Annotated in this window: 11 protein-coding genes; 4 read left to right on the top strand and 7 right to left on the bottom strand. The window is 60.5% G+C overall.

Features of this window, described 5'->3' with window-relative positions; all coding sequences use genetic code 11:
* Nucleotides 1-44 precede the first annotated feature (44 nt).
* On the bottom strand, nt 45-353 hold the full coding sequence (locus AAE027_RS12940) for a hypothetical protein (RefSeq protein WP_370988382.1): 309 nt from the start codon (nt 351-353) through the stop codon (nt 45-47).
* A 584-nt stretch (nt 354-937) separates the two neighbouring features.
* Between AAE027_RS12940 and AAE027_RS12935 the strand changes: the two genes are divergently transcribed.
* Both AAE027_RS12935 and AAE027_RS12930 read left to right on the top strand, forming a co-directional pair.
* The gene (locus AAE027_RS12935) at nt 938-1,363 is read left to right on the top strand and encodes a LysR substrate-binding domain-containing protein (RefSeq protein WP_370988484.1); all 426 of its coding nucleotides are present in this window, start codon (nt 938-940) and stop codon (nt 1,361-1,363) included.
* A 158-nt stretch (nt 1,364-1,521) separates the two neighbouring features.
* Nucleotides 1,522-2,547, top strand: a complete 1,026-nt coding sequence (locus AAE027_RS12930; protein WP_370988381.1) for a LysR family transcriptional regulator — start codon at nt 1,522-1,524, stop codon at nt 2,545-2,547.
* A 246-nt stretch (nt 2,548-2,793) separates the two neighbouring features.
* On the opposite strand, the gene AAE027_RS12925 is transcribed toward AAE027_RS12930, so the two are convergent.
* On the bottom strand, nt 2,794-3,798 hold the full coding sequence (locus AAE027_RS12925) for an AraC family transcriptional regulator (RefSeq protein ID WP_370988380.1): 1,005 nt from the start codon (nt 3,796-3,798) through the stop codon (nt 2,794-2,796).
* A 1,095-nt stretch (nt 3,799-4,893) separates the two neighbouring features.
* On the opposite strand from AAE027_RS12925, the gene AAE027_RS12920 reads away from it, so the two are divergent.
* Both AAE027_RS12920 and AAE027_RS12915 read left to right on the top strand, forming a co-directional pair.
* The gene (locus tag AAE027_RS12920) at nt 4,894-5,271 is read left to right on the top strand and encodes a c-type cytochrome (RefSeq protein ID WP_370988379.1); all 378 of its coding nucleotides are present in this window, start codon (nt 4,894-4,896) and stop codon (nt 5,269-5,271) included.
* Nucleotides 5,272-5,968: 697 nt separating this feature from the next.
* Nucleotides 5,969-6,502: a DUF1993 domain-containing protein gene (locus AAE027_RS12915; RefSeq protein ID WP_370988378.1), complete on the top strand. Its 534-nt coding sequence runs from the start codon at nt 5,969-5,971 to the stop codon at nt 6,500-6,502.
* Between the two features lie 546 nt (nt 6,503-7,048).
* Here the strand turns inward: AAE027_RS12915 and AAE027_RS12910 are convergent.
* From AAE027_RS12910 to AAE027_RS12890, 5 genes are all read right to left on the bottom strand, one after another.
* A complete protein-coding gene (locus AAE027_RS12910; protein ID WP_370988376.1) occupies nt 7,049-9,253 on the bottom strand; it encodes a xanthine dehydrogenase family protein molybdopterin-binding subunit in 2,205 nt (734 codons plus the stop codon).
* 4 nt (nt 9,254-9,257) lie between these two features.
* Nucleotides 9,258-9,713, bottom strand: coding sequence for a (2Fe-2S)-binding protein (locus AAE027_RS12905; RefSeq protein ID WP_370988375.1), 456 nt, complete (start codon nt 9,711-9,713; stop codon nt 9,258-9,260).
* An 87-nt stretch (nt 9,714-9,800) separates the two neighbouring features.
* Nucleotides 9,801-10,718, bottom strand: a complete 918-nt coding sequence (locus AAE027_RS12900; protein WP_370988374.1) for an NADP-dependent oxidoreductase — start codon at nt 10,716-10,718, stop codon at nt 9,801-9,803.
* Nucleotides 10,719-10,793: 75 nt separating this feature from the next.
* Nucleotides 10,794-13,967, bottom strand: a complete 3,174-nt coding sequence (locus tag AAE027_RS12895) for an efflux RND transporter permease subunit (RefSeq protein ID WP_370988373.1) — start codon at nt 13,965-13,967, stop codon at nt 10,794-10,796.
* Nucleotides 13,964-15,157, bottom strand: coding sequence for an efflux RND transporter periplasmic adaptor subunit (locus AAE027_RS12890; protein ID WP_479714220.1), 1,194 nt, complete (start codon nt 15,155-15,157; stop codon nt 13,964-13,966). The genes AAE027_RS12895 and AAE027_RS12890 overlap by 4 nt, the downstream gene beginning before the upstream one ends.
* Nucleotides 15,158-15,587 lie beyond the last annotated feature (430 nt).

Raw genomic sequence — 15,587 nt, 5'->3', positions numbered from 1 at the left:
TCTGCGGCCCCGCGCCCATTGTCATTGCCAGAGAACAGTGAGGGTCAACCGCCGCATTTCGGCGCCAACAGATCGTTGAAAATATTGATCACGGAATCGAGCGCAGTTAACACCCTCGCGCCGTCGACGCCGCCAGCAGCGGCTTGCCGCAGCCTCGCGGACTGATAGAATGAGGCGACGTAGACGCGGCAAGCCTCGTCTTTGTCGGCCGCATTGGCGGGTTTGCTGTGCACCGTCGCCAAGGCCGCGCGAGCGGCGTTAACATCCTTGTTTAAGTTGGACTCTGCGGCAGGCCCGGCATTAGTAGATGCAATGATCAGAGCAGAGGCGACGAGAACAGTGATTCTTCTCATGATCAGGCTCCAGAATGGCAGGTGTTGCGAGGGACTTACATTTCGGCCGGGCGATAACGCATCCAGGTCTCCGTTGCGCCAAGCCTAAGGCAATTGTCACGAGCGGCTCAATTGAGCGCCGGTTGAGCTTGGGCACCCAAAAGGGCGCGGGACGACGATCCGAAGGTTTAATGCACTCGAACAAATCGTAGAGTTCGTCCACTTCGACATCCTGCGACTGCTTTCCTTCCGTCGGACGCCCGCAATCCATGCGGGATTTGCTTCGCAATCAGGCTCGCACCTTCGCGCGAAACCGATTTTCGGCCCGTGCACGATGAGCGGACGATGATAGGTTCCATATTTTCGATGAGGCCGGTTGAAAGAAAAACCTACATTTCGTCTTGGAGTTGCCAGCCGACCGTCGCTGGAAGGGCTGAGGCACGCCTTCCCGCGGGGAGAGGGCGCACTCGTCGATGAGGATCGGCTCAATGGAACTTTCGGATCAGATTCGTGACGCGGATTTTAGCCTCTAGCTAGCCCTTAAGCGGCGGCCGCCGTGGCGGGTACGGCGGGCAAATCCCTCATTCTTGCTAAAATGAAGAAGGATCAATCATACGGCTTCCGAGGGTACTCGCGGCCCTCCGGACTACCTACGAGAGCACGGCGCGCCCGACACGCTCTCGGACTTCGCGCACCACTCGGTGATCGTCAGTCCGGCGCACTCATCGCCGACCTTCTCCTTACGCAAAGACGGCCGTGTCACCTCCGTGCGCGTTGAGAGCCAGCTCGCGATCACCACCAGCGAAGGAGCCACAGCAAGCGCCGTAGCCGGGCTAGGGTTTGCCGCGTCGGACGAAATCAGCGTGCGGGCAGAGCTGGAGACTGGGCAGCTCGTACGGGTGCTGCCTGAATGGGATTTCGGCTCGACAGAACTGAATGCGCTCTTCGCGAGGGGGAAAGACCATAAAGCCTGCCGCAGGGCATTTGCCGATTCCTCGTCAGCGAGCTCCGCCCACCTCGCTGCGCACTAGCCCGGCTCTCAGAGCTCCAGAAAGCGTGTCCGTGCGTCCAAACCAATAGACTGAGCCGTTCCAACGTGTGCATGCAAGTGGCATCCACAGTTCCGTCATTTCGGCGCCCCCCCGTCACGGCGTCAAGTGCATAGACAGGAGCAAGTTATCGGAGACCCATGGAGCTTCATCAAGTTCGCTATTTCCTCGCGGTCGCATCCACGCTTAACTTCACCCGCGCGGCGGAGCAGTGCAACGTAACACAGCCCGCTTTGACCAAGGGGATCCAGAAGCTGGAGCAGGCACTCGGGGGCCCGTTGATTTATCGTGAGCGCCAGCTGACGCAGCTCACCGACCTCGGGAAGGAGGTTCTTCCGATGCTGGCGCGCACACTGGCCTCGGTAGAAACGGCACGTCGCAGAGCTAAAGAATTTCAACGCAAGGAGGTCGCGCCACTCAAGATAGGCCTCGCCCCCTCTATCTCGGCTTCGCTCATTCTCGATCTGATCACTGAGATTGCAAGGTTCGTCGCGGGACTTAATGTCGAGCTGTGCGAGGGCACGGCGGAGAAGCTCATCGACCTGCTGCTTGAGGGGGAGATCAGTGCCGCAATCGTCGGGGACGTGCAGGACATACCCACCCGCATCGACGACTGGTTGCTCTTCGAAGAGCGCTACGTCGCGGTTCTGGCGCCGACACACCAGCTCGCAAATCGCCCCTCGATCGGAATTGACGACCTCCGCGAGACCGTCTTGCTGGAGCGCGTCGGATGCGACGTCCTCCCAAAGATTCAACGGTTGTATTTCCCCAAGGAACCGCCGCATCTGGGCCACCGCAGCGGTCACGACTTGCACCTCCAGTACCTGGCCGCCGCTGGCTTCGGCGTGGTACTCGCGCCCGAGCACATGCCATGCCTTCCGACGCTCAAGACTATTCCGCTCGAAGGCGACCCGATTTCGCGGGAGGTGCGGCTGCTGGCCGTGCAGGGGCGCCGCTACTCGCCGGCGCTGGACGCTTTTATCAAAGTCGCGCGGTTTCGAGACTGGTCGATCGAAGTCCCCCAGAAGGAAATGCCGCACGAAAGGCTCCCGGAGATGGCGAGCGCGCCCGCGCCGGCGAGCAGGCAGAGGGCGAGCGGCTTCCAGCGCATCGATCTCACGGCCCGAGGGCTTACGCGGTGCAAACGAGCTAAGACGCTCGCCTGAATCCGCACCGAGCCTCGACTGGATGCGCGATGCAGCCGTGGCGTCAACTCGTTGAAGGTCGGGATTCCGTAGAATTCGTTCTACGAGATGCCGGAGCCACCTCCACGAGCAGCGCGCCGCGGGAGATGTCGACGCTTAGCTCGCGCCCCGAACCGAGAGGGCACTGAGTTGATCGAGCTCGGGTGTCATCACTAGGCCGCAATGAGCTCGCCGGCGGCGGCGCCAACGCTCTTGCGGACGAAATTCTCACGCGGCATCGGATTGCTCGATCGCATCTTCAGTTGGAGCAGCCCTTGAGGACCGTGCGCTCTGCGCTTTGGAGCGGTATTCTGAAGGGTCGCTGCCGTAGTACCGACGAAAACTGCGCGTAAAGCTGCTCCGGCTCTGGTAGCCGACGTTTAGGGCGACCTGGTCGATCGATAGCGCGTTGGCTGAGAGCAGGTCAGCAGCGAGGCGCATCCTAAGGCGGCGCAGGAGTGACATGGGCGCCTCACCGAAGGCAGTTGAGAACCGCGCCATGAAAGCTGAGCGGCTGAGACCGACGGCGTGGGATAGACTTTGTACGGTGTGCGGAAAGGAGGGGCGCGAGGCCATCTCGGCGAAAGCTCGTGCGATCGGCGGGTCGCTTAAGATCGCGAAGCGCTCCACCCACGGTTTCTTCGAGACTAGGCAGCGTCGAAGCAGCGCGAGCAACACGAGCTTCAGCAGCGCCGCCGACATTGGTCCCACACCGACGTCCTGGGCCGCGAGCTCGGTTATTGCGCAGGCTATCATCTGGTCGAGTTGGTCATGTACGTTGAACGTCTCGACAATGGGCGTTGCAAGCGATGCAAACAAGTCCAGTGCCGGGCCGTAGGTGGCTCGAAACGTGCCGCACGCAAGCGCCAGTGTCGGCTTGCCATCGCCGATGGTGTGCCGGTACGACGAGCCGGGCGCGAAGAGGCCGTCGTCGCCCTTGCCGACCTTCCGCAGTGTGGTCGGGCGCTCCGTGGCGACAATTGTCATTGCTCGTCCAGGCGGGGCTATCACCAGTGTATGCGGCGTCAGGCGGATGGGCGCTTCACCGTCCAAGAGAATGAACCCGACGCCTCGAAGACAGTAGTGGATGGTGGTGGCATCCGCGCAGGCGACGGCCAGGTGAGCCCCCGTCGCAAGCACGCATTGCGACAGCTTGACGAAGGTGACGTCCAATGTGGCCATCAACTTGTCGAGGTCTTGTCGCGATATACGCCAGAACGGCTCACCTGCCACGTCCAAAACGCCTTTATGTTGCTCAGGTTCATGAGCTCAGCTCGAGGCGGCGAGAGAACACATCTCGCAAGCAGCCAATCTCGCGACCGAGCGAAGGGTCCTTCCGCGCCTTAACCTGATCTGGGATTTTAATTGGTTCGGTCTTCGTTGTCTTCGACTGAGCACGCAGGACAAATAGCCACTTGCGGCTGACCCAGTAGTGGCGATAGCCGAATTAGATATATTCAGCCGTAACATGAATGAGCCCGCTGAGCGTCTCAACGACTTGGAAACTTTATGAATTCCTGCGAATGCACGCCGACGCGCGTCAGGAAGCCCCGAACCGCCATCGCACAGCTGGCTTCGTCACGGACCGATCGTTGGCACGGGTTGTCGGCCCCGCAGGTCGTGCTGTCACCGCGGACTGCTTGGTCCCCCTCGCAACTCGTACGCGACGAATCATAAGACGAGCAGGATGGGCACGTTCCAGCTCAAAAGCCGCGCGCGGGTGAGTATTACCGCAGTTCAAGGTGCGCAATTGTCGCGATCTCGTCGTTTCGATCGCCATTGTCACGCCGAAGCCAATCCGGGCCGATTTGGTCCCTACCTGTTTCCCCACGAAGCGCCCGAGCCGGATCCATTATCCGAAGCTCGAGCTGGAAGGAGTGCTCGCGCATGGCGTTTCGAAGCAACCCGACGGGGAGTGATCGCGAATTGCCCTTTTTACATCGTCCTACGCCACGGCATCTCGAGTACCAGCACATTCTTCGACGGCTGATCGCTGTCGGGCCCGACCGCAGCCGCCCACAGGCCTCTTGGACGATATCTCACGCCTATCGAATGCATGTCCAAAAGGAATTTCTCATTTTGTCCCCTGTATCCGATCTTTCGGTGTGGCGGGCGGCCGAGCGCACGCGGCCCTCCCGTTAAGGACTGAACTATCGCGCCATTCGTCGTGACGCGCGCGGGCAGCGAAGGATGCGCGATGAAAGTACCCATGTAGGCCCGGCTGTGGCCGCGCCTATTTGATCTGCTAGGCGCTTCGACTCGGAGACGATCTCAACGATTTCGCGCAGCCGCGCCACCCCTGATCCCGATCAAAAAAGGATGTTCGTAATGAACAGCGCAGGAACACTTCGTGCGATTCTCGCGGCTCTCTTGTTTGCGGGAGCCGCCGCCAATCCAGGCCACGCGCAGGACGCCGCGCACGGAAAGACCGTCTTCCAAGCTTGCGCAACGTGCCACGCTACCGATCAGGCCAATCGTGTCGGGCCTGGCCTGGGAGGAATCATCGGCAGAAAGGCGGGTACGGCTCCCGGGTTCCCCTACAGTGACGCGATGAGGAAGTCCGATATTGTCTGGGATACGAAGATCCTCGATGCGTATCTGGAATCGCCCCAGAAGGTAGTTCCCGGAAACAAGATGCCCTACGCCGGGCTCAAGAACCCGACGGACCGGGCTGACCTCGATGCCTATCTTGCGACGCTGAAGTAGCGGATCGTTTGGCGAGACCTTGGCAGCGGACGGCCCAGTTGAACGTCTAAGCATCTTTTTACTGCCGCCTCGTCTGCGCAGGCATCCGAATTGCCTGATCCCGTGTCTGATGAGCGAAGGAGACGGTACGTGGAAAGAAAAATCCGGGACAAGCGGCCATGAGCCGCTTTGAAATGCCCTCGGCGACAGTGGCCTCGCAGTGGCCTACCACAAAGTCGAAGACAGGCGCATCGTTCTGCTCCACTCCCGCAGGAGCTGAATGGCCTGGGACACGCATCACGATAGGCGGGTGGCGTTTTCGAAGCGTTGCGAGTCGCGGGAAACCAGTGATCGCGAAGCGCCCTTCATGTCCTTCTACGCCGCCCTACACCGCGAGTATAGCGCACTTCTCGATGGCCGATCGATGAGGGCAAGATGCGCGCGCGTGTGTTAGGCTCCTAGGCGACTATTTCCCTTAATCATGAAATGCATGCCCAAATGGTATTTCCAATTACGCCGGCCCCGTCCGATGTTGAGATCCGCTACGCAGGCCGAACAAGCGCGGAGGCTCGACATGGCTCCAAGACGTTGCGCCTCGCCGCGCGAGCAGCAAAGGCTACGATTTCATTGAGCGGCAGAGTGGTAACCACTGACTTCACTTATCGAGCTATCGGGTCCGACTGACGTGCGGACTACAAATGAGCGCGAGGAAATCAGCGTGTCATTCTCGGTCTACGAAATCACAGTTCCCGTCATGGTACATGGACTGAACGTGATGGACGATTATCTCGATGACGCCAAGGCGCTCGAATTGTCCAAGGGGCTTGAGGCGGGACGGATTCTTGGCGAGCGTCTCGCGCCCGACATGCTCACTTTCGGAGAGCAATTCTCGGTAAGCTGTAACAAGGTCGAGAGGCATATGGCGAACTTGATGCAACACGATCGACCGGCATTCCGTAACACCCCGATAGTGTATCCCGCGTTGAAGCAACGTCTCACTGAGACTCGAGCCTTCCTGCAAAATGTTCAGCCGAATGAGATGGCCGGTGCGCAGTCCCACACATACGAACTTACGCCGCCTATTGCTCGCGGCTGGTTCGGCGGCGACGACTATATCCGGCACCTCGTGCTACCGGACTTCTTTTTCCACATCTCGATTGCGCACGCGATTCTGCGGCAACTCGGAGCGAAGATCGGGAAGCGAGACTATCTCGGCAACCTCTCTCAGCAGAGCGGTGGTGACTACTCGTGAGAGGCGGGCGCAGTGCGGCACGGGCCGAAGCCCTTCAAGGCAAGGAAGCAAGTTTACGGGATGCCGATTGTGAGCGAGTTACTTAGGTCATCGGCGAACTGCAAAGCGAAGTTGAATTCGAGGCTACTGTAAGCGAGTTGGGAGCCGCGATAATTGACCGCGCTCGCATAAGCGTCCTGGCGCAGGTGCAAATTGCGGCGTCCTGTGCGGGGGCCGTAGGCTGCGACATCAAACGGCTGCCCAGCGTCGAGATTGGCTTGAGCGACGACCGGCAGCAGGTTCGAACGCTTGCTATCGTTAAGCTGATAGACTTCACAAGGCCCGGAGTGGGCTGGCCTACAAACAGTTCATCCAGCAAGGGACATGGTGCAGACGAGCCCCTACGTCTGGGATCTGAGTGCAGAGTTGACAAGTCAGCTCTGGCAGCGCCGCACCATGTGAGCCCAGCCCTTGAATGGTGCATTTCACGGAATCGTCTCGTTTGGGCCCACTCGGCTCTGCACCATCGTCCTCGCGCCCGCTGCGGCGCGCCGGGATAGGCAAGGACTATGACGACGACTTCAGCGAATCCGTATCGATCGGCAGGCTGCGCACACGCTTGCCGGTAGCGGCGAAGATCGCATTAGTCACGGCAGCACTGACAATGGCTGTCGGAGCTTCACCGATGCCACCTGGAGCTTCTGCGTTCCTAATCAAGTGCGTCTCCACCACCGGCACTTCGTCGATGCGCATCGGCAGATAGTCATCGAAATTGCTCTGCTCGACGCGCCCATCCTTGAAAGTGATCGAGCCATGAAGCGCGGCGGTTAGCCCGAAAATCGTTCCGCCCTGAACCTGTGCTTCGATCGTATCGGGATTGACGCACATGCCACAATCAACCGCACAGACGATCCGCTTGACCTTGACAGAGCCGTCGGCCGCCACTTCCACCTCGGCGACCGCCGACAAGTAACTTCCGAATGCGAATTGTACCGAAATCCCGCGGCCATTCCGGGCTGGAAGTGGCGATCCCCAGCCTGCTTTTTCCGCAGCAAGGGACAGAACAGCAAGCGCTCGCGGATTGTGACTAAGCAATTCTTTGCGATAAGCGACAGGATCCTGTTTCGCGGCGTGCGAGAGCTCATCCATGAAGCTTTCGACTACAAAGACATTGTGCGTCGGTCCGACGCCGCGCCAAAAAGCAGTCCGAACACCGGGGGGTTCGACCCGGACATAGTCGACGTGGATATTGGGCAGCGCATAAGGTCCGGCCGCGCATTCTACGGCATCGAGGTCTACTCCATCCTTGAACCAAGAGGGAATATATCGAGCGGTAATCGAGGCGCCGGCGATCCGATGCGTCCAAGCGACTGGCTTACCGGCTGCATCAAGTCCAGCCGACAGCCGATCGACGTAGTACGGCCGATACATGTCGTGCTGGATGTCTTCCTCGCGGCTCCAGATCACCTTTACTGGGCCATCGACGTGCTTGGCGATCTTGACGGCCAGCACCGTGCCATCCGCCTCCAGCCGTCGGCCGAAGCCACCGCCAATCAGATGATTGTGAATTTTGATCGCATCCTTTGGCAGGCCGGTGAGCTCGACGACCAGAGACTGTGTGAGCGTCATCACTTGCGTCCCAACCCAGATGTCGCAACGATGATTCTGCAGATGAACCGTGCAATTCATAGGCTCCATCGCCGCGTGAGCGAGGAAAGGTACCTGATAAATGGCGTCAAGCCGTTGCGCCGCCTTCGCAAGAGCCTTCCCTGCATCGCCATCATTGCGGGCGACCGCGCCCGGCTTTTGGGATTCTTCCTCCAATTGTTTGACGATGTCGGCGTTGCTGATCTTGCCATTCGGCCCATCGTCCCACGTGATGGTGGCAGCCTTGAGCCCCTTCTTCGCCGCACCGAAGTGATCCGCCACCACAGCAACCGCTTCATCGATATTGATCACCTGTCGGACGCCCTTCACCGCCAGTGCTGCCTTCTCGTCCACGGTTTTCGCCTTGCCACCGAGTACGGGCGAAATAGCAACCGCCGCAACCTTCATTCCCGGCAATCGCGTGTCGATGCCGTAGAGCGCGCGCCCATCGACCTTTATAGATGAATCCACGCGCTTGGCACGCGTGCCGATCAGGGCGAAATCCTTCGGATCCTTTAATTTCACGTTTGCCGCAGGCGGCACGGGCAATTTCGCCGCAGCCTTCGCAAGTGCGCCGTAGGTCAGATGCTTCGAGCCTGAGGCATCGAAAACGACGCCATCCTTGGCTCGGCAAGCCGCTGGATCGACATTCCAGCGCTTTGCGGCGGCCGCAATCAGCAGATTGCGACCCACCGCCCCTGCCTGACGCAGCGGCGTCCAGAAGGCACGTACAGAGGAGGAAGCACCTGTAGTTTGAATGTGCAGAAACGAGTTGGCGTAAAGCGCATCATTTGCCGGCGCATGCTGAACCTGGATTTGGTCAAGCTTCACTTCCAGTTCTTCAGCCAGGAGCATCGAGAGCGCAGTGTAAACCCCCTGTCCCATCTCGGCCATCGGTATGACCAGGGTCACGTCGCCGGTTGGATTGATCCGTATAAATCCATTCGGCGCGAACTCACCCGTGACCTCATTCTCGACCACCCGCGAAGCAGGCGCCGCGAAGACGGATTCCGTGCTTGCACCGGTCAGCGCAAAACCGAGCAGCAAGCCTGCGCCCTGTAGAAGAGCGCGCCGCGACATCGCCGTTCCATCGACGATCTGCTCTCTCGTAATAGGTCCTTTCATGATCTCAAACTCCCGCAGCGTGCCTTATCGCAGCGCGGATGCGCTGATAGGTGCCGCATCGGCAGACGTTTCCCGACATGGCGGCGTCAATGTCGTTATCCGTCGGCTTCGGCGTATCCTTCAGGAGCGCAGCCGCCGACATGATCTGGCCGGACTGACAGTAGCCGCACTGCGCCACCTCCAACTCCAGCCATGCCTTCTGTAAGGCCGCACCCTGCGGCGCCTGGCCGATCGCCTCGATCGTGGTGACCGCGCTGTCGCCAACGCTGTCGACCAGTGTTTGGCAGGAGCGGACCGGCTGGCCGTCGACATGCACGGTGCAGGCGCCGCAAAGCGCCTGGCCGCAGCCGAACTTGGTCCCGGTCATACCGAGCACATCGCGGAGCACCCACAGCAGCGGCGTGTCGCCGTCGACATCGACCTCATGGGGTGTGCCGTTGATCTTTAACGTGAAAACCATGGATGCCTCGTGGTGGCTAGCTGATACGACGCAGGCGGTCGACCCGGACCGCGTCGGCCGACTGCATGCATCAAGGGGCACGGGTCCCTACTGACGAACGCGGATGATAGTCTTCCCCTTGCGTCGCTCGGTCCGGTTGAAAGAAGCGACGGCATCGTCGAGGGTCGCGATGTTGCCGATGTTCGTCCGCAGTCGCCCGTCCCGTACTCGCTGGACGATCTCACGCAGTTGGGCACGATCGGACTCGACGACGAAATCGACCGCCAGGCCGTTGGCGGGCCGTTCCTCGCTTGGCCCGACGATTGAAACAAGCGTTCCTCCGGCTCGAACAAGCCGTGCCGACCGCTTTCCGATGTCGCCGCCGAAGACATCGAAAACCAGATCGACTTGGCCGACGTCTTCCAAAACATCGTTCTCGAGGTCGACGAACTCCTGAGCGCCGAAGTCGAGCGCCTTCTGACGGTCGGCAGCGCGTCCGGTGCCGATGACGTAGGCGCCGGCCTCTCGCGCGAGCTGGGTCACCATCGAACCGACTACGCCAGCCGCGCCGTGCGCCAGGACGCTCTGCCCCGCCTGAAGGCGGCCGTGCTCGAACAGTCCCTGCCACGCGGTCAGGCCCGGCATCGGCAGGCTCGCGCCCACGGTGAAATCGACGTCGCCCGGGAGCGCCGCGAGGTTGCGCGCCTCGACCGCGACATACTCAGCCAGTGTGCCGTCGCGATACCAGTCCGTGAGGCCGAACACCCGCTGTCCCACTGATAGCCCCGTCGTGCCGTAGCCGAGCGCGGTGACCACTCCGGCCAACTCGTGCCCAGGGATCGACGGTGTTCGGTCATGATCGAGGCGATCGGTCCACGTCGGGGGCCACATCAGCTCATCCCACGTGAAACCCGACGCACGAACCTGAACGACGACGTCATTTATCGCTGCCTGTGGCTCGGGCTGCTCCACCAGCTTCATACCGGCCGTTCCTGTAGCCCGGTCCGTCACAATGATCGCCTTCATGGGAATTCTCTCCTCGGTCATTTGCCTCTTCGGCGGCGGTTGTTCTGGCTTCATCTCGATCGGCATAACCGCAACTCACTCCGCCGCGGCGGCCATCGCGTGGGTCGGCTTGCGCTCATCCTTTCCTTCCGCGAGGTTGCGCACGACCATGTAGAAGATCGGCGTGAAGATTAGGCCGAACAACGTAACTCCGAGCATACCGAAGAACACGGCGACGCCGACGGCCTGGCGCATCTCCGATCCCGGACCGGTGGAGACGACGAGCGGCAGCACGCCGAGGATGAAGGCGAACGAGGTCATCAAGATCGGCCGCAGTCGCAACCGGCAGGCCTCGATCACCGCCTCCAGGCGCGGTTTACCTTCAAGCTCGATGTCGCGCGCGAACTCAACGATCAGGATCGCGTTTTTGGCCGCAAGTCCCACCAGCACCACGAAGCCGATCTGGGTCAGGATGTTAATGTCCTCGCCCATGATGCGCACGCCGATGGTGGCCGCGAAAAGGCACATCGGCACGATCAGGATCACCGCGAGTGGCAGGGTCCAGCTACCGTACTGTGCCGCGAGGACCAGATAGACGAACAGCACGCAGATCGGGAACACATACAGCCCGGCATTGCCACCCGTCACCTGTTGATAGGACAGATCGGTCCATTCGAAAGAAAAGCCGCTCGGTAATGTTTTGTCGGCCAATTGCTTGATGGTGTTGAGCGCTGTCTTCGAGCTCACGCCCGGTGCCGGCTCGCCCTGCAGCTCGGATGCTGAGTAGAGATTGTAGCGCGCGACCCGATCGGGCCCGGAGATATCCTTGAAGTCCACTACGCTCCCCAGCATAACCATGTCACCGGCCGCGTTGCGGGTACGGAGCCGCGCCAAATCAGAGGCCTCTCTTCGAAATGGCAGATCGGCCTGCGCGGTGACATGATAGGTGCGCCCAAACAGGTTGAAATCGTTGACATAGGTCGAACCGAAGTAGGTTTGGATCGTGTCGTTAATGCTGGCGATGGGAACACCGAGCTTCTGCGCCCTCACGCGATCGATGTCGACGAATAGCTGCGGCGTATTCGCCGTGAACGGCGAGAACACCGACGTTAGGTTTGGCGACTTCCGCGCGGTGGCCACGAGCTCGTCCGTGGCAGCTCCGAGCAGCTCGGGACCGCGCCCCTGTCGATCCTGAATGCGGATGGCGAAGCCGCCGCCGGTGCCGATGCCTGGCACCGCAGGCGGTGGAATGACGATGATGAAGGCGCCCTGGATCGCCGACAGCCGCTTTCGCAGATCCGCAGTGATCACGCTGGCAGTCAGGCCCTTCCTAACTCGCGCCTCGGGGTCGTCGAAGACGGGGAACAGTGCCGCGGCGTTGCCCGCCTGCGTGCGGGTCGCGCCGGAGAAGCCAGCAAACGCCGCGACACGGATGATCCCTGGCGTATCCAGCGCAATTCGCTCGATTTCCCGCACCACCGCGGTGGTCCGCACCAGCGACGCGGCGCCCGGCAATTGCACCGAGATGATCAGATAACCACGATCCTGCGCCGGGATGAAGCCCTGAGAAGTGGTGGCGAGCAGCCAGCCAGCACCGCCGATCAGCGCGAGGTAGATTGCCAGCATCACCACCGTGTGTCGGATCACGAAGGCGGTGGCGGCCGCGTAGCCATGCGCTAGGCGCTCGAAGATGCAATTGAAAAGCGCTGTGAAGCCGTCCCAACCACGTGCAACGATGTTCCAGCGCGCCGTTGGACGTTTCTGCTCATGCGGAGTAAGAATTCGGGAGGCTAGTGCTGGCGACAGCGTTAGCGAACAGAAGCAAGAGATCGCGGTCGCGACCGCGATTGTGACGGCGAATTGCTGGAAGAATCGCCCGGAAATGCCGCCGAGGAACGCGGTCGGCACGAACACCGCGCAGAGCACGAGGGCGATCGAGACCAGCGCGCCGCCGACCTCCTCCATCGTCTTGAGAGCCGCCTCGCGCCGGCTCATACCTGCCTGGAGATGTCGCTCGACATTCTCCACAACCACGATGGCGTCGTCCACCACGATGCCGACCGCAAGTACGAGGCCGAACAGCGTAAGGTTATTAATGCCGAATCCGAGCGCAGCCATCGCTGCAAATGTACCGACCAGCGACACCGGGATCGCGACAATTGGGATGATCGCAGGCCGCCAACCTTGAAGGAACGCCAGCACCACGATGACCACGAGCGCCATCGCCTCGTAAATCGTCTTGATCAGCTCGTGCACCGATTGGGCGATGAACTCGGTGGGGTTGTAGCCGATATTGTAGTCGAGCCCCTTTGGGAAGCTCGTCTTGAGCTGCGCCATCGTGTCGGAGATATGTTTCGCGGTGGCGAGCGCGTTCGATCCGGGCCGCTGCGTCACCACCATCGCAACAGCTGACTTTCGTAGTATGAAGCTGTTGGTAGTGTAGGCCAGCGCGCCAAGCTCGATCCGCGCAACGTCGCGCAGCCGTACGGTACGGCCGTCGGAACCAGCCTTCACCACGATGTCCTCGAATTGCCTGATATCCTTGAGGCGCCCAGTGAAGACCAGGTTCGGCTGGAATGCGCGATCCGCAATCGGTGGCTCTGCGATTTGGCCGCCCGCGATCTGCAGGTTTTGGGCCCGGACCGCGGCAATGACGTCACTTGAGGTCATACCGAGATTGGCGATCCGGTCAGGATCGAGCCACAACCGCATCGAATAGTCGCGCGCGCCAAACATCTGGATGTCGCCAATGCCATCGAGCCGCAGAAGCTGGTCGCGCACCTGCAACAGCGTATAATTCGATATGTAGAGCTGGTCGAAGCTATCGTCGGGCGACAGCATGAACACGACCATCAGGATGTCGGGTGAGTTCTTACGGGTGACTACTCCGTTGCGCTGCACCTCCTCCGGCAGCCGCGGCTGCGCGATCGCGACGCGGTTCTGCACCAGCACTTGGGCCTTGTCGAGATCGGTGCCAAGCTTGAAAGTCACGGTTATCGTGAGCTGGCCGTTGGAGGTCGCCTGGCTGTACAAGTACAGCATGTCCTCGACCCCATTGATCTCCTGCTCGATGGGAGCTGCGACCGTATCGGACACAGTCTGTGCCGAGGCGCCGGGGTATTGCGTGGTGACCGTAACCGTAGGCGGCACTACCTGCGGATATTCAGAGACGGGCAGCGTCTGGTACGCGATCGCGCCCACAATCAAGAGCACGATCGACAGCACCATCGCCAGAATGGGCTGATTGACGGAAAGACGTCCGAGATTCATGACTTACTGCCGCTGATCTCGACGCTGCGCGGGCTCACCTTAGCGCCAACGCGTGCTCGCTGGAGGCCGTCGATGATGACACGATCCTCCGGCTTCAGGCCTGTGCGAACAACGCGCAGTCCCTGATCCAACGGACCGAGTTCAACCGCACGCGCTTCCACAGTGTTGTCATCCTTGACCACGAACACGATCTTGCGCGACTGATCGGTCGCGATCGCTACATCTGGCAAAAGAAGCGCCTCATAGGGCGAGGAGCCAATTAGCCGCACGCGGCCGAACTGGCCGGGCAGGATGGATAGATCGTGGTTCGGGATGATCGCGCGACTGCGAAGCGTGCCGGTGGAGACGTCGAGCCGGTTGTCGATGAAATCCATATGGCCGTCGTGCGATGGTTTGGTCTCGCCGGTCAGCGCCACTTGCACTGGATTAGGCGTATCGCGTGAGCTCGGCCGCTTACCCTCGAACCACAGTTTGTTGTTCTTAAGATAGGTCGCCTCATCAACGTCGAAATATACGTACATTGGGTCCATTGAAACAATCGTGGTAAGTAGCGTCGAGCCGCCGTTGTCGCTCCCCTGCACGAGGTTGCCGACGCTCACAAAATGGCGGCTGACGCGGCCGGTTATCGGTGCCGCCACATGCGTGAATTCGACGTTAAGCTGGGCGGCCTTTAGCGCGCCTTCGGCAATAGTCTCAGCGGCGTGAGCGGCCTCCAATGCCGCGCGACGCTGGTCGACGACTTGCTCGGAGACAGCACTGGTCTTTACGAGGATGAGCCCGCGCTCAAGCTCGCGCTTGGCCAGCTCTGTCTTGGCGCGCGCATCGGCGAGCTGACCGTCCGCTTGGGTCGCCACCGCCTCGAACGGGCGAGGGTCGATGATATAGAGCAGATCGCCGGCGTGCACCATGTCGCCGTCTTTGAACTCGACACTGGTGACAAAGCCACCGACGCGGGCACGGACTTGCACCTCCTGGATCGCTTCGAACCTGCCGGTGAACTCGTCCCAGTCGGTGACGGTGCGTTTGACCGGTTGCGCCACCGTAACGGACGGCGGAGGCGCGACCACCTGCGATTGCGCCTTCTCGTTGCAGCCCGCGAGCGTAAGCGCAAGTAGCATGCAGATCGATGCGCCAACGCATCTGCGAAAGCGACGAAACGGACGTTCGATGAACTGGATCGCCACAGCCATTCTTTCAGCTGCGCTCACTTCCGGCTCTCCCAAACGAGCTAGAACGCCGCATTGACTGAGACAGGTATCTTGCGGCCTTGCGAAGTTTGCGGTCATGTTCGATCGATACAAAGGCAATTACCGCACGAACGGCAGCAATGTCTTGGAAGTAGATAACTTGGCTGACGGCACCGCCAAGAGACGCGACAGCCTCAATTGCGCCGCTGCATTGCATGTCGACTCTCCAATAGCATCGTGTTCCGCGTGTCGGTTCAGCGTTGAACGTTACGACACGAAGATGCTTTAGAGAGTGACCCTGCAGCACGGCGAAGGGAAATTACAATTCGACATCGACTTGATAAACGATGGTTATTGCTGCTTTCCGATTAGCATGATTATGTAGTCGGAATGCACGACCACACCGCACGCTGAGCCCGGCGCTTCGTTTCAG

The sequence above is a fragment of the Bradyrhizobium sp. DN3 genome (assembly GCF_041357655.1).
Taxonomy (GTDB): Bacteria; Pseudomonadota; Alphaproteobacteria; order Rhizobiales; family Xanthobacteraceae; genus Bradyrhizobium.
The sequence above is the reverse complement of the archived record's forward strand: the minus strand, read 5'-3'. Positions and strand labels throughout refer to the sequence as shown.

Bases quoted from the DNA above. Each gene is read 5' to 3' on its own strand.
- AAE027_RS12930 (WP_370988381.1), top strand. From the start codon at position 1,522: ATGGAGCTTCATCAAGTTCGCTATTTCCTCGCGGTCGCATCCACGCTT.
- AAE027_RS12920 (WP_370988379.1), top strand. From the start codon at position 4,894: ATGAACAGCGCAGGAACACTTCGTGCGATTCTCGCGGCTCTCTTGTTT.
- AAE027_RS12940 (WP_370988382.1), bottom strand. From the start codon at position 353: ATGAGAAGAATCACTGTTCTCGTCGCCTCTGCTCTGATCATTGCATCT.
- AAE027_RS12890 (WP_479714220.1), bottom strand. From the start codon at position 15,157: ATGGCTGTGGCGATCCAGTTCATCGAACGTCCGTTTCGTCGCTTTCGC.
- AAE027_RS12900 (WP_370988374.1), bottom strand. From the start codon at position 10,718: ATGAAGGCGATCATTGTGACGGACCGGGCTACAGGAACGGCCGGTATG.
- AAE027_RS12895 (WP_370988373.1), bottom strand. From the start codon at position 13,967: ATGAATCTCGGACGTCTTTCCGTCAATCAGCCCATTCTGGCGATGGTG.
- AAE027_RS12910 (WP_370988376.1), bottom strand. From the start codon at position 9,253: ATGAAAGGACCTATTACGAGAGAGCAGATCGTCGATGGAACGGCGATG.
- AAE027_RS12905 (WP_370988375.1), bottom strand. From the start codon at position 9,713: ATGGTTTTCACGTTAAAGATCAACGGCACACCCCATGAGGTCGATGTC.